The organism is Phytohabitans sp. LJ34 (assembly GCF_052068095.1).
In the GTDB taxonomy this organism is placed as follows: Bacteria; Actinomycetota; Actinomycetes; order Mycobacteriales; family Micromonosporaceae; genus Phytohabitans.
Genome location: NZ_JBQHDG010000014.1, coordinates 136,064 through 153,993 on the forward strand (window position 1 = coordinate 136,064; position 17,930 = coordinate 153,993).

General features: G+C 72.2%; 12 protein-coding genes. 8 read left to right on the top strand and 4 right to left on the bottom strand.

The window, feature by feature from the left end:
• Positions 1–72: 72 nt before the first annotated feature.
• On the bottom strand, positions 73–696 hold the full coding sequence (locus ACTMTJ_RS24745; RefSeq protein WP_441220096.1) for an RDD family protein: 624 nt from the start codon (positions 694–696) through the stop codon (positions 73–75).
• A 131-nt stretch (positions 697–827) separates the two neighbouring features.
• On the opposite strand from ACTMTJ_RS24745, the gene ACTMTJ_RS24750 reads away from it, so the two are divergent.
• From ACTMTJ_RS24750 to ACTMTJ_RS24770, 5 genes are all read left to right on the top strand, one after another.
• Entirely contained in the window at positions 828–2,231 is a 1,404-nt protein-coding gene (locus ACTMTJ_RS24750; protein WP_441220097.1) for a hypothetical protein, read from the top strand.
• A 75-nt stretch (positions 2,232–2,306) separates the two neighbouring features.
• Positions 2,307–3,974, top strand: coding sequence for a fumarate hydratase (locus ACTMTJ_RS24755; protein ID WP_441220098.1), 1,668 nt, complete (start codon positions 2,307–2,309; stop codon positions 3,972–3,974).
• A gap of 243 nt (positions 3,975–4,217) precedes the next feature.
• Positions 4,218–7,235 (top strand): BTAD domain-containing putative transcriptional regulator, encoded by a 3,018-nt coding sequence (locus ACTMTJ_RS24760; RefSeq protein WP_441220099.1) that lies wholly within the window; start codon positions 4,218–4,220, stop codon positions 7,233–7,235.
• 49 nt (positions 7,236–7,284) lie between these two features.
• Positions 7,285–8,676 (top strand): class II fumarate hydratase, encoded by a 1,392-nt coding sequence (locus ACTMTJ_RS24765; protein ID WP_441220100.1) that lies wholly within the window; start codon positions 7,285–7,287, stop codon positions 8,674–8,676.
• Between the two features lie 5 nt (positions 8,677–8,681).
• A complete protein-coding gene (locus tag ACTMTJ_RS24770) occupies positions 8,682–9,413 on the top strand; it encodes an HAD family hydrolase (RefSeq protein ID WP_441220101.1) in 732 nt (243 codons plus the stop codon).
• Here the strand turns inward: ACTMTJ_RS24770 and ACTMTJ_RS24775 are convergent.
• Both ACTMTJ_RS24775 and ACTMTJ_RS24780 read right to left on the bottom strand, forming a co-directional pair.
• Complete coding sequence (locus ACTMTJ_RS24775; protein WP_441220102.1) at positions 9,367–10,287, bottom strand: hypothetical protein; 921 nt, start codon at positions 10,285–10,287, stop codon at positions 9,367–9,369. The genes ACTMTJ_RS24770 and ACTMTJ_RS24775 overlap by 47 nt on opposite strands.
• A gap of 123 nt (positions 10,288–10,410) precedes the next feature.
• On the bottom strand, positions 10,411–11,061 hold the full coding sequence (locus ACTMTJ_RS24780; protein WP_441220103.1) for an IclR family transcriptional regulator: 651 nt from the start codon (positions 11,059–11,061) through the stop codon (positions 10,411–10,413).
• Positions 11,062–11,109: 48 nt separating this feature from the next.
• On the opposite strand from ACTMTJ_RS24780, the gene cysS reads away from it, so the two are divergent.
• From cysS to ACTMTJ_RS24795, 3 genes are all read left to right on the top strand, one after another.
• On the top strand, positions 11,110–12,522 hold the full coding sequence (cysS, locus tag ACTMTJ_RS24785) for a cysteine--tRNA ligase (protein WP_441220104.1): 1,413 nt from the start codon (positions 11,110–11,112) through the stop codon (positions 12,520–12,522).
• Positions 12,512–13,633, top strand: a complete 1,122-nt coding sequence (gene rlmB / locus ACTMTJ_RS24790; protein WP_441220105.1) for a 23S rRNA (guanosine(2251)-2'-O)-methyltransferase RlmB — start codon at positions 12,512–12,514, stop codon at positions 13,631–13,633. Before cysS ends, rlmB begins: the two co-directional genes overlap by 11 nt.
• Positions 13,634–13,727: 94 nt before the next feature.
• Positions 13,728–16,358, top strand: coding sequence for an Hsp70 family protein (locus tag ACTMTJ_RS24795; protein WP_441220106.1), 2,631 nt, complete (start codon positions 13,728–13,730; stop codon positions 16,356–16,358).
• Between the two features lie 234 nt (positions 16,359–16,592).
• On the opposite strand, the gene ACTMTJ_RS24800 is transcribed toward ACTMTJ_RS24795, so the two are convergent.
• Positions 16,593–17,879, bottom strand: a complete 1,287-nt coding sequence (locus ACTMTJ_RS24800; RefSeq protein ID WP_441220222.1) for an ABC transporter substrate-binding protein — start codon at positions 17,877–17,879, stop codon at positions 16,593–16,595.
• Positions 17,880–17,930: the final 51 nt, after the last annotated feature.

Genomic DNA, 17,930 nt, shown 5'->3' on the forward strand with positions numbered 1-17,930 from the left:
TTCGCCACCCCGAAACCCCGACTTCGTCGGCGGGGCGGCTCCGTCCAGACGCCGCCGCGCCAGTTCGCTCGCTCACGTTGGAACCTTAACGACCACGGTGGCGGCGAACTTGTCGTGGAGGCACTGCTGGTATGGCTTGTCCCACAGCTGCCACAGTCCGTCGACGTAGATGAAGCCCGGAAGGAAGCTGGCGGCGACGTAGCCGGCCAGCCAGCGCTTGGCCGTCATCCCGCGGGTCAGCTTCGCGTCCGAGGCGAGCGGCACGACCTTGATCTTCAGCGCGCGCTTGCCGAGCGTCTGCCCGCCGCGGAAGAGCATCTCCACGTAGTAGCCGTACGACACGAGCAGGAGCACGAGGACGAGGCCGGCCTCGATCAGCAGCAGCGGGACGAAGAACTCCATGAAGCTCGGGTCGACCGGGGTGCCGTCGGGCTGCACCTCGAACAAGTCTGGCGCGACGGTGAGGAAGAGGATCAGAACGGCGGGGACCGCGAGCACGAGCGCGATGCCGAAGAACACGGCGTAGTCGATCAGGTACGCCAAGAAGCGGTCGCCGAACGTCGCGAGCGGCTGCCCGGCGGGGCTCAGCGCGGGCGCCGGCGGTGGCGGCCGCAGCGGCGGCGTGGCCCAGGGCGGCGGTGGCAGCTGCCAGCCTGCCTGCTGTGGCGCGGACGGAGGGGTGGACGGTTGCGTCACGCGGACAGTGTTACAGGTTTCCGCGAGGCGCCAGCGCCCCAGATCGCTTACGGGAAGATCACCTCAAATCGGATCGACACGGACGGATCGCGCTCTCGGGCTTAGATCCCGCGTGTCGTTACCGTGGCGGCGTGGCGAAAGGGACGGCCAGCGGCAGGACAGGGTGGATCGTCGCCGCCCTGATTGTGCTGGTCATCCTGGTTAGCACTAATACCTGGAACCCTTTTCCGGGCATTTGGGAGTGGGTCAGCGCCAGCCAACCCCTCTCCACGCCGAGCGTCGCCTGGCAGCAGCGGCTCGGCAGTGGGCCAAATAGCGTGACGTTCGCCGGCAACGCGGTCGTGGTCGAACACCGCACGTCGGTCGAGGCGCGCGGCATCAGCTCGGGTGCTCAACTGTGGGAGCGGGACAAAGACTGGGCGGCGGTCGCCGGCGAGGGCCTCGACTCGGTCGTCGTCGTGGGCGAGCTGCTGACCAAGGGGTACGAGGTGCTCGACCCCCTCACCGGAGCGGTGCGGCGGACCGACAAGCGGGCGGTGGCGGTGTGGACGTACCGCAACGCGCTGCTCGACGTGCACTGCGACGACGCGAAGGAGTGCCAGCTGTCGGCCTGGGAGCCGCGCGGCAGCAGTCCGATGTGGACGGTAGACCTGCCGGGCGTCGGGTTCGTGCTCTTCGCCGACAACCCGGACCTGCTCGACGCCAAGCCACTCAACACCCGCCGGGTCGACGGCGGCGCCGGCGGCCCGGTGCTGATGCCGTCGCTGCTGGGCTTTCCCATCGACGGCAACGTGCGCGTCGTCGACACCGCGGCCGGCCGGGTCGTGCAGGACTTCGAGCCGGACCGCCACGACCGGCACGTGGTGGTGGGCGGCCGGGTGATCCGGGTGCAGGCCCGGTCGGCGGACGGCACCTGCTACTTCACGGTCGTCGCCACCGACCCGGCGCTTCAGCGCGAGGTGTGGCGGCACGAGGCGGTCAACCTGCGTACCGCCGAAGGGGCCGGATGCGCGCAGCGGGAGGACCCCGCCGGCGGGCAGAACGTCATCGTCGGCGTGACCGCGGACGGGCGGGAGGCCGTGCTCGACGCGTACGACGGACGGGTGCTCTGGCTCGGCGGCCACGGAGACAAGCTGCTCGCGGTCGACGACCAGTACGCGCTCGTGCGCCCGTCCGGCGGCAAGGCCGTCACCTCGTACGAGCTCGGGGTGAAGCGGGCGCGCTGGAGCTTCGCGACGGCCGACCCGAAGGCGGGCGCCGCGATCACCCGGTTCGCGGCGATCGTCGCGCCCGAGGACCCGGACCGCATCGTGGCGCTCTCACCCGCCAACGGACGCACGCTGGCCGACGTGCGGTCGTCGGCGAAGGTCCTGGCCGTCGGGCCGACCGGCATGATCATCGGGGCGCAGCGCGAGATCGGCTTCATTCCGTTCAACGGGGTCGCCCCACCGGGCTCGTCGGGCGGCGACCCGACCCCTGCCGATACCTCGCTTTGCGACGGCCCCAAGGAACCCCTCTGCGGGCAGGGCAAGTGAGAGAGCGGGACCGATCGACGGTGGCGCAGTGACCGGGTGGGACGGACCGCGGGCGCTGGCCTAGGCTTGCCGCTCATGAGCAGCGCCGCCGCCTTCTCCTTCGCTCCCTTGCTACCCACCGGTGCCGACCAGACCGAGTACCGCCTGGTCAGCGACGAGGGAGTCGATGTCGTCAACGGCCCCGGCGGCCGGCGCTTTCTGACCGTCGAGCCGGCGGTGCTGACGCAGCTCACCGCCGAGGCGATGCACGACATCGCGCACTTTCTGCGCCCGGCCCACCTCACGCAGCTCCGCTCGATCATCGATGACCCGGCCGCCTCGCCCAACGACCGCTTCGTCGCGCTCGACCTGCTCCGCAACGCCAACATCGCGGCCGGTGGCGTGCTGCCGATGTGCCAGGACACCGGCACCGCGATCGTGATGGGCAAGCGCGGCCGGCACGTGCTGACCGACGGCACCGACGAGGAGGCGATCGCCCGCGGGGTGTACGAGGCCTACACCCGGCTCAACCTGCGCTACTCGCAGCTGGCGCCGCTGACGATGTGGGAGGAGCGCAACACCGGCTCCAACCTGCCGGCGCAGATCGAGCTCTACGCCGAGGACCCGGGCGGGCAGCCCGACGCGTACAAGTTCCTCTTCATGGCCAAGGGCGGCGGCTCGGCCAACAAGTCGTACGTCTACCAGGAGACCAAGGCGCTGCTCAATCCCGACCGGATGATGCGCTTTCTGGACGAGAAGCTGCGGCTGATCGGCACCTCCGCCTGCCCGCCGTACCACCTGGCGGTCGTGATCGGTGGCACGTCGGCGGAGTACGCGCTGAAGACCGCGAAGCTGGCCTCGGCCAAGTACCTCGACGGCATGCCGACCGAGGGCTCGATGCTGGCGCACGGCTTTCGCGACCTCGACCTGGAGGCGGAGATCCTGGAGCTGACCCGCCAGTTCGGGATCGGTGCCCAGTTTGGCGGGCGGTACTTCTGCCACGACGTGCGCGTCATCCGGCTGCCCCGCCACGGCGCCTCCTGCCCGGTGGCGATCGCGGTGTCCTGCTCGGCCGACCGCCAGGCGCTGGCCAAGGTCACCCCGTCGGGCGTGTGGCTGGAGCGGCTGGAGACCGACCCGGCCCGCTTTCTGCCGGACGTGACGGACGCCCACCTGGAGACCGAGGAGGTCGTGCGGATCGACCTCAACCGGCCGATGGACGAGATCCGGGCTGAGCTCGCCAAGTACCCGGTGAAGACCCGCCTGTCGCTGAGCGGCCCGCTCGTGGTGGCGCGCGACATCGCCCACGCGAAGATCGCCGAGCGGCTCGACGCCGGCGAGCCGATGCCGGCGTACCTGCGCGACCACGCGGTCTACTACGCCGGGCCGGCGAAGACGCCCGAGGGGTACGCGTCCGGCTCGTTCGGCCCCACTACCGCGGGGCGGATGGACGCCTACGTCGCGAAGTTTCAGGCGGCGGGCGGCTCGCACGTGATGCTCGCCAAGGGCAACCGCTCGCGCGGGGTGACCGAGTCCTGTCACCAGCACGGCGGCTTTTACCTCGGCTCGATCGGCGGGCCGGCCGCGCGCCTCGCCCAGGACTGCATCAAGCACGTCGAGGTGCTCGAGTACCCCGAGCTGGGCATGGAAGCCGTCTGGAAGATCGAGGTCGAAGACTTTCCGGCGTTCATCGTCGTCGACGACAAGGGCAACGACTTCTTCGCCGAGGTGACAAAACCCGTGCTGACCGTCGGCCGGCGCTGAGATCCTCGGCGCCCGCCCATATAGCCGCCTGCCCGATTTTGCGGAAAGACGACCCCCCGTTATGAGCGGCACGGGCCCCGTCACCTGGTTCCCGCGCGTCCATCCTGGTGGCCCAGGCTCTCGATCCGCTGCCATCTGACTCTCGAAGAGCGCAGCCAGCGGTGGGTCCCGGGCGTGGGACGGCGCTTTCACTGGTGTGAAACAGCGATAGATTTCATGAAGGCCGATCTACCGGGAGCGGAAATGCGGTTCGGGATCCTGGGGCCGCTGCGGGTGGGCGGCACCGAGGACGCCACGGTCACCGCCGGGCGGGACCGGGTGGTCCTCGCCATGCTCCTGCTCAATGCGGGCCGGGTGGTGCCGGTCGACCGCCTCGTCGACGCGATGTGGGACGGCACCCCGCCCAACACTGCCCGCGGTCAGCTCCAGACCTGCATCTCCCGCCTGCGCCGGTCGCTCGCCGCGACGGTCGGCGACGAGGTGATCGTCACCGATCCGGCCGGCTACTCCGCGCGAGTCGACCTCGACGACCTTGACGCGGCCGTCTTCAACCGGCTGACCGCGCGGGCGCGGGCCGCCGCCGACGGCGACCGGCCGGAGGAGGCACGGGAGTCGTTTCGCGCCGCGCTGAAGCTGTGGCGCGGGCCGGCGCTCTCGGGCGTCACGAGCCGGGCCGTGCAGCGCGGTGCAGCGGCCCTCGACGAGCAGCACGCCGTCGCGATCGAGGAGTGTGTCGAGGTCGAGCTGCGGCTGGGCCGCGAGCGCGAGCTGCTCGGCGAGCTGACCGACCTGGTCGAGCGGTATCCCCTCCGGGAGCGGCTACGGGCGCAGCTCATGCTCGCCCTCTATCGGGCCGGGCGGCAGGCGGACGCGCTGGCCGTCTATCGGGAGGCGCGCGCGGTGCTCGCCGAAGAGCTGGGCATCGAGCCCGGCCCGGCGCTGCGCGACATGCACCAGCGGATCCTGGTCGGCGACGTGGGTGCGCCGGCCGACGAGCGCCGCCCGCATCCGCCCGCCCGCTGCCTACCCCGCACCGCCGCCGACTTCACCGGACGCAACGAGGTGGTGGCCCGCCTCGTCGAGGCGGTCGAGCAGGCCGACCCGAGCGGCCCGGTGATCCAGCTCATCGACGGGATGGCGGGCAGCGGCAAGACGACGCTGGCCGTGCACGTGGCGACGCTGCTCTCCAGCCGCTATCCGGACGCGCAGCTCTTTGTCGACCTGCACGGGCACAGCGAGCGGCGGCCACTGGAGCCGACGGCCGCGCTCGTCACCCTGCTGCGGCAGCTGGGCGTGCCGAGCGAGCGGATCCCGCCCTCGCCGGACGAGCGGGTGGCGCTGTGGCGCACCGAGCTGGCCGCCCGGCGGGTGCTCGTGGTGCTCGACAACGCGGCGAGCACCGCCCAGGTCGGCCCGCTGCTGCCCGCCGCACCCGGCTGCCTGGCGCTGGTGACGAGCCGCCGGCGGCTCGTCGGGCTCGACGGTGTGCACCCCGAGCCGCTGCCGGTGCTCGCCGAGCCGGAGGCCGTCGAGCTGCTCGCCCGGGTGGCCGGACCCGAGCGGATCGGCGCCGAGCCGGCGGCGGCCGTCGAGGTCGTGCGCCGCTGTGGCTACCTGCCGCTCGCCATCCGCCTCGCCGGCGCCCGGCTGGCCCACCGCCGCAGCTGGCGGGTGGCCGACCTGGCCGCGCGGCTGCGCCGGGAGCGCCCGGTGCTGCCCGAGCTGGCGGCCGAGGACCGCACGGTCGCGAGCGCCTTCGCACTGTCGTATCGGCAGCTGCCCGAGCCGGCGCAGCGCATGTTTCGGCTGCTCGGGCTCTATCCGGGCGCGTGGTTTGACGCGCTCGGCGCGGCCGCGATCGCCGACCTCCCGCTCGCCGAGGCGCAGGATCAGCTCGACGAGCTGGTCGACCGCCACCTTGTGGAAGAGCCCGGTGCCGGGCGGTTTCGGCTGCACGACCTCATGCGCGAATACGCCCGGGAGCTTGTCACCGCCACCGAGCCGGAAGCCGCCCGCCAGGCCGCCGTCGGCCGGGTGCTCGACTGGGCGCTGCACACCGTGGCGGGTGCCACCGCCGAGCTGGAGCGCGGGCTGCTGCACGGCTCGCTCAGCCTCCGCCGGCCGATGCGCCCCGACCTCGTGGTGGCGTTTGGCGACGACGGCTCGGCCTGGCTGGAGGAGCAGCGGCTCAACCTGCCCGCCTTCGTGCGGTGCGCGGCCGAGACCGGCCACCATGAATACGCGTGGAAGCTGGCCCGCGCGATGTGGCGGTTTCTCTTTATCCGCTGCTACAGCGACGACCTCCTCGCCACCCAGCTCGACGGCCTGGCCGCGGCACAGCGCTCGGGCGACGACTCGGCGGTGGCGACGATGCACAACTACCTCGCGTCGGTGTACTTTCGCGCGGGCGAATATCTCGACGCGATCGAGCATGTGGAGGCCGCGCTCAAGCTGCGCGAGCGCCTGGGACACGAGCGCGACGCGGCCATCTGCCGGGGCAACCTGGGCGTGGTGATGATCCAGCTCGGCCGCCTCTCGGAGGGTGTGGAGTGCTCGCTCCAGGCGCTGGCCACCTGGCGCCGGCTGGCCAACGAGCAGGGCATCTCCTCCGCGCTGGCCGACCTGGGCATGTCGTACATGCTGCTCGGGCGGTATGACGAGGCGCTCGACCTGCACCGCCGGCACCTGCTGCTCGCCGCCGAGCACGCGCTCGACTTTCAGGTGGGCGTCGCGCTCGGCCACATCGCCCAGGTGCGGCTGCGGCTCGGCCAGCTGCCGGTGGCGATCCGCCTCCTGCGCTCGGCCGTGCAGCTCAAGCGGCGCACGGGCAACCGGTATGGCGAGGGCGAGGTGCTCAACGACCTCGGCGTGGCGTATCGGCTCTGCGGCGACCGGACCACGGCGGAGCGCTATCACCGCGACGCGCTCGCCATCATGCGGGAGATCGGCGACCGGCGGGGTGAGGCGCTGGTCCGTAACGACCTGGGGATCACACTCGCCGCCGGCGGCCGGCCCACCGAGGCGGGCGAGCAGCACACGCAGGCGCTGGCCATCGCCCGGCGGATCAAGCACCGGTACGAGGAGGCGCGGGCCCTCGACGGCCTGGCCGTCGGCCTGCGCCGAGCCGACCCACCGCTGGCGCGGCGCTACTGGGAGCGCTGCCTGACCATCCGCCGCGAAATGGGCATCCCGGAGGTCGCGGCCGTCGCCCGCCACATCGCGGAGCTGGACGCGGAGCAGACCGCGGCGGCCCGCGGCTGAGTCACCGGACGAGGAGGCAGTTTCACGATCATTGGGCAAGGATGGGTGTGTGACTGAGCAGGCTTGGCGCGTAGAACGAGACACGATGGGCGAGGTCCAGGTGCCGGCCGACGCCCTCTGGCGGGCCCAGACCCAGCGGGCCGTGGAAAACTTTCCGGTCTCCGGCCGTGGGCTCGAATCGGCGCACATCAAGGCACTCGCCCAGATCAAGGGCGCCGCCGCGCAGGTGAACGTGCGTCTGGGCGTGCTGCCACCCGAGGTCGGCGAGGCCATCGCCACCGCCGCCGCACACGTGGCCGAGGGCGGGTACGACGACCAGTTTCCGGTGGACGTCTTCCAGACCGGCTCCGGCACCTCCTCCAACATGAACGCCAACGAGGTGCTCGCCACGCTCGCCAGCCGCGAGCTCGACCGGCCGGTGCACCCGAACGACGAGGTCAACGCCTCGCAGTCGAGCAACGACGTCTTTCCCTCGTCGATCCACCTGGCGGCGACCGACGCGGTCATGCACCACCTGCTGCCCGCGCTGCGGCATCTCGGCTTTGCCCTGGAGGCGAAGGTCGACGAGTTTGCCAGCGTGGTGAAGGCCGGCCGCACCCACCTGATGGACGCCACGCCGATCACGCTCGGGCAGGAATTTTCCGGGTATGCCGCGCAGGTGCAATACGGCATCGAGCGGCTGGAGTCGAGCCTGCCCCGACTGGCGGAGCTGCCCCTCGGCGGCACCGCGGTCGGCACCGGGGTCAACACGCCGCCCGGCTTTGCCCCCGAGGTCATCGCGAAGCTGCGGGAGATGACCGGCCTCCCGCTCGCCGAGGCCCGCAACCACTTCGAGGCGCAGGGTGCGCGGGACGCGCTCGTGGAGACGTCTGGCCAGCTGCGGACGATCGCCGCGGGTCTATACAAGATCGCGAACGACATCCGGTGGATGGGCTCCGGCCCTCGCGCCGGCCTGCGCGAGCTACAGATCCCCGACCTCCAGCCCGGCTCGTCGATCATGCCGGGCAAGGTGAACCCGGTGGTCTGCGAGTCGGTGCGCCAGGTGTGCGCCCAGGTCATCGGCAACGACGCCACGGTCGCCTTCGCCGGGTCACAGGGCGACTTCGAACTCAACGTCATGCTCCCGGTGATGGCCCGCAACCTGCTGGAGTCGATCCGGCTGCTGGCCGCCGCGTGCCGCCTCCTCGCCGACCGCTGCGTCACCGGGCTGGTGGCCAACGTCGAGATCGCCCGCGAATACGCCGAGTCGTCGCCGTCGATCGTCACCCCGCTCAACCGCTTTCTGGGGTACGAGGAGGCCGCCTCGATCGCGAAGCAGGCGCTCGCATCCGGGCAGTCGATCCGCGCCGTCGTACGCGATCGGGGCCACGTGGAGGCCGGGAGGATCACCGAAGAGCAGCTGGAAGAGGCGCTCGACGTGCTCCGGATGACCCGACCGTGACAGTGGTGCCGATCACCGCGGTCGTCTTCGACGCGGACGAGACGCTGGTCGACCTCTCGCCCGCCGTGACCGGGGCCCTCGGCGCCGTGCTGGACGAGATGCGGCGGCTGACCCCGGCGGCTGAGGCGCTGACGCTGGCCGACCTGGCCGAGGACTGGCCGGCGGTCTTCGCCACCATGGCCGCGGCGCCCACCCCCGAGATCCGGCGCGCGGCGCTCGCCAGGTCGCTCGCCCGCGTCGGCCTGGAAGCGGAGCTGGACCGCATGGCCGAGATCTTCTTCGCCCGGCGCTTCGCACTGAGCCGCCCCTTCGCCGATGTGCTGCCGGCGCTGGCCGCGCTGCGCCTCGACTACACGGTCGGCTTTGCCACGAACGGCAACAGCCGCGCGGAGCGATGCGGACTGGCCGGCGAATTCGCCTTCGAGGTCTACGCCCATGAGGGTGGCCTGCCCAAGAAGCCGGCGCCCGAGTTTTTCGCCGCGGTGGTCGAGGCGGCGGGCTGCGTGCCCGCGGCGGTCGTGCACGTCGGCGACTCGTGGGCACACGATGTGCTGGCGGCGCGGGAGGCCGGCCTGCGGACGGTGTGGCTCAACCGCGGCGGCGCGGCCCGCCCGACCGGGCCGGCGCCCGACGGCGAGGTGCGGTCGCTCGCCGACCTGCCCCGGACGCTCGCCGACCTTGCCGCCGGTGTCACGGCTGCCAGCCGCGATCGAGAAGGGCGCGGCGCACCGAGGTGACGAAGTCGGTGAAGCCGAGGCGCATCTGGTGGAGCGTCACCGGCAACACGGTCCAGCCGGAGGCGGTGAGCTGGCCGCGGCTGTAGCGCCGCATCAGCTCGGGGTCGATGTCGTCGAGGCAGGGGGAGCGCTCGCCGGGGCTTTGGTGGTCGAGCTCGACGGCCACCCGAAACTCGGGCCACGCCAGCTCGGGATGGAGCACCCGCCCGTTTGCCAGCTTGACCGGGTGGCGGGCGGTGGGACGCGGGATGCCCGCGGTGACGAGCCGGATGCGCAGGCTGGACTCGGCGGCCGACCGGGCGCGCGGATCGGCCAGCTCGAAGACGCGCAGCGCCCGGCTGCGGCTGAGGTGGGTGCCGTGGCGCTCGACAAGGCCGGCCAGATCCGCCGGGCCGACCTGGTCGCGCCGGAGCAGCCGGTCGACGATCGACACCGCGTGGGTCAGCTCGGCCCAGCAGGCCACATCCCACACCGTGCGGGTGGCGACGGTGCGGCGCAGGCCGTCGCGCCACTCCATCTCGTCGGACTCGATCTCGGTGGCGTGGATGCGCAGCCCCTGGTGGGACCGGAGCCGCACCTCGGGCGGAAGGATGACGTGGACGTCGTCGTTGTAACCGGCGGCGTGCTTTACCCCATGCAGGAACGCGGCGGAGGGACCGGCGAACACCGCGGTCACCGGCAGCCGGAGCGCCGTCGCGCGGCAGGCGAGGGTGTGGTCGAGCCGGATCCTCGAGTCGGCGTAGACGTCGTGGCGCACCCGCACCCAGGCGGTGCTCCGCAACTGGTTGGAGGAGACGAGATCGCGCCGGACCGCGTCACTGCCCCGAAACACCTGCCACTCCAGTGGTGACGGTCGATGGGATGTGCGAGCCATGCGCCCTAGGCTCGCGGCCCGTACACGTGATCAGTACCCCCTGTGGACAACGGCGGCCCGTTGATCCACTGTGGCCTGTGGATAACTCCACGGGCCAGGAGGAAGTCGGTACGATGCGCGGCCTCAGCCCAGCGCCTGCGCCACCGCGGCCGCAGCACTGACCACCTGCGGGCCGACCACTTCCGGGTCGAGCGGGCTCAATGCGACCACCCCCACGCTCGCCTCCAGCCCTTCCAGGCCGAGCACCGGGGCCGCCACGCCGTGCGCGCCCGGCTGGAGCTCGCCGGCCGTCGCGACCACGCTCGCGTCACCCTGCCGCCCGGCGAGGATCGCCCGTCCGGCCGCGCCGCGGTCGAGCGGGTGCCGCGACCCGGCCCGGTACGCCACGTGGAACGCGGTCCAGCTCGGCTCCACGACGGCCAGCGCGACCGCCTCGCCGCCTTCCGCGATCGTCAGGTGCGCGGTCGCCCCCACCGCTTCGGCCAGCCGTCGCAGGGGTGGCCGCGCGGCGTCGGCCAGCAGTGGCTGGGCCCGGTTGGCCAGGTGCAACAGCCCCGCGCCGAGCCGCAGCCGCCCGCGCCCGTCGCGGCGCACCATGCCGTGCTCGACGAGCGCGCCGACCAGCCGGTACACGACCGCGCGGCCCACGCCGAGCCGGGTCGCCGCCTCGGTGACCGTCATCCCGCCGGGCGCGTCGGCGACGAGGAAGAGCAGCCGCAGCCCCCGGTCGAGGGTCTGCGCCGTCTCCGGGCCACGGGCGGTCTCTTCGCTCACGAGGTGAGCCTACGAGTACGGGAGTCGGCGGGCCGGTACCCTTGTACGGTGACGCTACGCCTGTATGACACCGCCACCAGATCGGTGCGGGACTTCGTCCCGCGTGAGGCCGGCCGGGTGGGGATCTACCTGTGTGGCCTCACCGTGCAGTCCGAGCCGCACATCGGCCACCTTCGCTCCGGGGTCAACTATGACGTGTTGCGCCGGTGGCTGCTGCGCGCCGGCTACGAGGTGACCTTCATCCGCAATATCACCGACATCGACGACAAGGTGCTGGCCAAGTCGATCGAGTACGGTCGGCCCTTCTGGTCCATCGCGTACGCGAACGAGGTCGTGCTCGCGGCGGCGTACCGCTCGCTCAACGTGCTGCCGCCGACGTATGAGCCGCGGGCCACCGGGCACATCCCCGACATGCTCGAGCTGATCCAAAAGCTGATCGCCGACGGCCATGCGTACGTGGCGGGAGACGGCTCCGGAGACGTCTACTTCGACGTGCGCTCGTACCCGCGGTACGGCGCACTGTCCGGCCAGCAGCCGGACGCGATGCAGGCCCCCGACGACGGCCCGGCGCGGGCCAAGCGCAGCCCCAACGACTTCGCGCTGTGGAAGGGCGAGAAGGCCGGCGAGCCGGCCGACGCCACCTGGCCCTCGCCGTGGGGCCGCGGCCGTCCCGGCTGGCACATCGAGTGCTCCGCGATGTGCTGGCGCTACCTCGGCCCCGAGTTCGACATCCACGGCGGCGGGCTCGACCTGACGTTCCCGCACCACGAAAACGAGATCGCCCAGTCGCGCGCGGCCGGACTGCCGTTCGCCCGCTACTGGGTGCACCACGCGCTGCTCAACCTCGGCGAGGCCAAGATGAGCAAGTCGCTGGGCAACGTCATCGACCTCGACCACGTGGCCGCGATGGGCATCCGCCCGATCGAGCTGCGCTACTACCTGCTCGAGTCGCACTACCGCTCGCGGATCGACTACACCGACGAGAGCCTGCGGGAGAAGGCGGTCGCGCTCCGGCGGATCGAGGGCTTCGTCCAGCGGGCCGTCGAGCGGGTCGGCCCGGTGCCGGCCGGCGAGCTGCCAGCCGGGTTCGTGGCGGCGATGGACGACGACCTCAATACCTCCGCGGCGCTGGCCAGCCTGCGCGAGGTGGTCCACCACGGCAACGCCGCGCTCGACGCCAACGACGAGGCGGCGATCCGTGACGCGCTGGCGCGCGTGCGGGCGATGCTCGACCTGCTCGGCATCGACCCGCTCGACGCCGCGTGGGGCGCCGGCGGCGGCGATCACCTCCGGGAGGTGGTCGACTCGCTTGTCGCGCTCGCGCTCGACCAGCGCGCCCAGGCCCGCGCCCGCAAGGACTGGACCGCCGCCGACGCGGTGCGCGACCAGCTCAAGCAGGCCGGGATCATCGTCGAAGACACGCCCGCCGGGCCGCGCTGGACGGTCGACGATGGCCGGTAACTCACAGCGGCGGGGCCGGCGGGTCTCGTCGAAGAAGGGCGCGGCAGGCGGCTCCGGCGGCAAAAACCGCGCCGGCCTCAGCGGCAAGGGGCGCACGCTCCCCGCCGACGAGCGGCCATGGCACAAGGCGTATTCGGGCACCGAGCAGGTGCCCCAGCGCACCGCGTGGAAGCAGGCCAAGGAGCGCCGCGCGGCCGCCGAGGAGGGGCGCGCCCCCAAGGCGGGCGTCCCGGGCACCAAGGACACCACGTGGGGGCGGGGCACCCAGGGCGTCAAGCCGACCAAGCGTGGTGGCGGTGGCGGGGGCGCATCGGGCCGCCGCGGTGGGCCCAAGGTCGCGCCGGGCCGCAAGTCCACACCGGCCAAGGGCACACCCGAGCTGCTCGTCGGGCGTAACCCCGTGGTCGAGGCGCTGCGCGCGCACGTGCCGGCCACCGCGCTGCACGTGGCGTCGGGGATCGACATCGACGACCGGGTCAACGAGCTGATCCGCACGGCCGCCGACCGTGGCATCCCGATCCTGGAGGTCAGCCGCGCCGAGCTCGACCGGATGACCGGCGGGGTGCTGCACCAGGGCGTGGGGCTCCAGGTCCCGCCGTACTCGTACGAGCCCTTCGAAGACCTGCTCGCCGCGTCCGCCGAGGCCGCGGCGCCGCTGCTGGTCGCCCTCGACGGGGTCACCGACCCGCGTAACCTCGGCGCGGTCATCCGCTCGGCCGCCGCGTTCGGCGCGCAGGGCGTCTTCATGACCGAGCGCCGGGCCGCGAGCATGACGGCGACGGCCTGGCGCACCAGCGCGGGCGCCGCCGCGCGCCTGCCCGTGTCCCAGGTGACCAACCTGACCCGCGCGATCAAGTCCTGCCAGCGGGCTGGGTTCGTCGTGATCGGCCTCGACGCCGACGGCGAGACCGACGTCTACGACCTGGAGGCGGCCGTCGACCCGTTGGTGGTCGTGGTCGGCTCCGAGGGGCGTGGCCTGTCCCGGCTCGTCGGCGAGACCTGTGACCTGCGGGTGAGCATCCCGATGGCCTCCGCGGTCGAGTCGCTCAACGCGAGTGTCGCGGCCGCGGTCACCCTCGCCGAGATCACCCGCCGCCGCGCCTCGGGCTGAGGCGGGCCGCCGGCAGCAGGCGCGGGAGGGGCTGCGCGACCCCCGTAACATGCTTGGCCGGGGATCCCCTCACCCCCTGTGAGGAGCGGCAGAGATGGCAGGCCCGGAGGGCGGTTACGCGCTCGGCGTCGACGTTGGCACGTCCAACACCGTGGCCGTCTTGCGCTGGCCCGACGGCCGCACCCGCCCCCTGCTCTTCGACGGCCAGCCGATCATGCCGTCGGCCGTCTTCCTCGACGACGCCGGCCTGCACGTGGGCCGCGACGCCCAGCGGCTGGCCCAGGGCGACCCGTCGCGGTTCGAGCCCAACCCCAAGCGCCGGGTCGACGAGCCGAGCGTGCTGCTCGGCGGGCGCGAGGTGCCCACCGCCGACCTGCTCGCGGCCGTGCTCAGCGCCGTCGCCCGCACCGCCGTGGAGGCGGTTGGCTTCCTCCCGCCGGCCGTCGTGACCCACCCGGCCGCCTGGGGCTCGCGCCGGCGCGACGTGCTCGGCGCGGCCATTACCCGCGCCGGCTGGCCGCCGGTCGGCGACCAGGGCACCAAGCTGCTGCCCGAGCCGGTCGCCGCCGCGCGTTACTTCGCCGAGGTGCTGCGCCGGCCGGTGCCCGTTGGCGCCTCGCTCGCGGTCTTCGACTTCGGCGGCGGCACGCTCGACATCGCGGTCGTCCGCAACGAGGGCAGCGGGTTCGCGGTGATCGGCTCGGGCGGCGTCGCCGAGCTGGGCGGGCTCGACCTCGACGCGGCGTTGGTCGACCACCTCGGCCGCGTGCTGGGCGCCGCCCATCCGCAGGCGTGGCAGGCGCTGACCCATCCCGCCAACGCCGCACAGTGGCGCAGCCGGCGGCAGTTCTGGGACGACGTTCGCGGCGCGAAGGAGATGCTTTCCCGCACCGCCGCCGCGCCCGTGCCGGTGCCGGGTCTCGACCAGGCCCTCCACCTGACTCGCGAGGAGCTGGAGCGGCTCGTCACCCCGCTGCTGCGCCGTGGCGTCTACGAGGCCGCATCGGTGATCGGCGGCTGCGGCCTCACCCCGAACCAGCTCGCCGGCCTCTTCCTGGTCGGCGGCTCGTCGCGGGTGCCGCTCGTGGCCCGCATGCTGCACGCCGAGCTGGGCATCGCGCCGACCGTGCTGGAGCAGCCCGAGCTGCCGGTTGCGGAGGGCGCCCTCGCCGAGATCGCTGCGCCCCGGGCCCGGGCCGTCGCGAGCGTGCCGGCAGCGGCCGCGGCCACCGCCGCAACGGAGGCCGCGCCGACGCCGACCAGTGGACCCGGCCTGCCGGTGTCGTCCGTGCCGGTGTCACCGCCTGGGGCGCCCATCTCGGCGGTACCCGGAATGTCTGTCTCGCCGGCGGCGCCGCCGGCACCGGGACGCCCGCTCTACAAGCGCCCGGTCCTGTGGATCGCCGCCGCCGCGGTCGCCCTCGCCGGCGTGGTCACCGCCGCGGCGCTGGTGCTGCTCGGCAACGACGAGGTCAAATTCCAGACCGTGGCCGAGGTGGGCCGCATCCCGTCCGCCGACAGCCAGCCGTACTACGTCTACACCGATGTGGTGGGCGATCGGGGATACCTGGCCTACGAGCAGACCGACGAGCCGCTGACCATCATCGCCGTCGAGCTGGCAACGGCGAAGGTGCTGTGGAAGGCCAAGACGCAGAGCGTCACCGACCGGTGGGATGGGATCACCGCCCTCCCCAACGCCGTCATCGCGTTCCAGAGCAGCAGCATCCCCAGCACCGCCACCCGAGACATGGTGGTGCACGATCCCGCCAACGGCGAGCAGATGTGGCACCGGCTCATCCGCGGCGACGACCGGGTGTACATGTTCAAGGACGTGCTGGTGCTCTCCGAGGCGGCCGAGCGGCGCCTACTCGGGCTCGACCTCCAGACCGGAGACGTCCGCTGGGAGAAGCAGAACCCGGGCAAGTCGAAGGGGCTCACCGGCACTGCGATCTACCCGGTGCAGACGGTCGCGGACGTCACCGGCCCGGCGAGCACCAGCGGCCGCCCGTTCGCGCCGGTGACCGACGACCAGCGGTTCGTGCAGATCGGCGCGGACCGCTCGGCCACCGTCTTCGACGCGACCGACGGCAGGGAGCTGAAGAAGCGCACCAACGTGGCCGACCCGGGCGACGACGTCGTGGCCTACAACGGGCGGCTGCTGGTCGCCGTGGCCGAGGACGGATACCGCCTGTCCGCGTACGACCTCGACACGATGGGCGAGCCGGTCAACCTCTACACCGCACCGGACGACCGCCACCAGCTCGACGTCCTCGCGATGTGCGGCGAGGCGAGGGCCTGCCTGCTCGACTCGGTCGGCTCCGACAGCGAGTCGACCTCTCTGGTGGCGATCGACCTGGAGAAGGGCGGTGAGCTCTGGCGCAAGCCCGCACCCGGCGCCGATGTGCTCGTCCACTTCGACCAGGAGGTCGTCGCGCGGGCCACGAGCAGCGAAAACCTGGTCCGCGTCTTCGACCCGGACGGCAACGAGATCCTCAAGCGGGAGGGCGCCGTCGGCCGGATCGACGCCGCCAACATGCTCCTCTTCGACGAGATCTCCAGCAGCGCGGACAACTACAGCGTCGCCGGACTGCACGCCGGCTCCACGGATGTGATCGAGATGGGCCAGCTGAAGGACGTGAAGACCGACAGCTGCTCCTGGAACGCTACGCACGTCGTCTGCGCCGGCAGCACCGACTTCCTGATCGCCCGCTTCGCCCGCGACTAGCGAACCCCCACCCCCAGATTCATGTCCCGGGTCGGCGTCAGCTGCGGGCCGCTGCTCCCGCCGGAGACCGTGGAGGTCGGCGGCTCGCCAGGGCTCGCCGAAACCCCGACCCCCACTGCCAGGCCCGCCGTCCAAGCCCACCACCTGCGCCGCCGCGCCACCGCGCGCCGACGCTCGGCCCCCAAGAGGGCTGCCCTCTTGGGACATCGCAAGGGGGTTGGGGGCTGGGCTGGGCTAGGTGGCGAGTGTGCCGTTGGCCTGGCCGAGGAACTGCTCGGCCGCCTGCTTGGGTGTCTTCTGGCCGAGTTGCACGCTCTCCGCGGCCGCGGTCAGCAGTGAACGGATCTTCGCGTGGCCCTTCGGTGGCGGTGCGGGCGCGGCGCCGAAGCGGGGGGTGATCGCGTTTTCGAACTCGATCGTGGCGCGGGCGGTGGGGTCGGTCAGTGCTTCGCCGACCACCTTCCGCACCTCGGTGTTGGGGCTGAGCCCTCGCTCAGTGCCCAGGATCTTGCCGGCCGCGGGGTCGTTGACCAGGAAGTTCATCACGTCGACCACCACCTCGGGGTGGCGCGTTCCACGGAACGCGGACCAGTACATCGACGCGCGCGCCCACTGCCCCTTCGGATCACCCGGGTACGACACGAGGGCCAGCTCGTCTTTCGTCTTGCCCTGGAGCTCGGGCAGCTGGTTGGACCACATGAAGCTCGTCGCCGCGCGGCCGGTCGCGACAAGCTGCTTGGTCACGTCGCCGCCGTTGGCCTCCTGGATCACCGCGGTGGCGGGCGCGGCGCCGGTGTCGCGCGCGGTCTTCCACATCTGGAACCAGTTGGTGAGGTCGCTGGCGGTGAAGCCCATCTGCTTGCCCGCGTACAGCTCCTTGCCCTGCGCACGCAGCCACAGCCACAGCGCCTTGTAGTCGGCCGACGGGTCCATCGTGCCCGCCACCCGGCCGTCGGTGGCCTGGGTGATCTGGGTGGCCCAGGTGAACAGCTGCTCGTAGGTCATGCCGACCGTGGGCTCGGGCAGGTTGAGGCGGCGCACCAGGCTGCGGTTGTAGACCATCGCGGGCGTGTTTTCGGCACCCGCCACACCGACCGTGCGGCCGCCGACCTGCCCGTACTTGGCGAGGCTGTCGGGGAGCTTGTCGAGGTTGAGCGCCCCGCTCGTCACGTACGGCGTGAGGTCGAGCGTGACGTTTCGCTCGGCGTACTCGGTCAGGTAGTTGTCGTCGATCTGGAACAGGTCGGGCCCGTCCGGCCCGGCGGCCTGGGTGGCCAGGTTGTCGTAGTACCCCTGGTTGCCCTGCCAGTGCGTCTTGAACGTGACGTTGGGGTGGCGCTTGGTGTAGAGCGTGAGCGCCTGCTCGGTCATCTCGGCCCGCTTTTCGCCGCCCCACCAGAAGACGTTGATCTCGATCTTCTGGTCTTGGATCGGGGTGTCGTCCGAGTCACCACCGCACCCGGTCGTGGCGAGCAACGCCGCCGCGGCCAGGCACCCGATCGCGCGCATCCCGATAGTCATCCGCACGGATATCGACCTTAGAGCGCGTTTCCTCCTGGTGGGAGGGCCGTA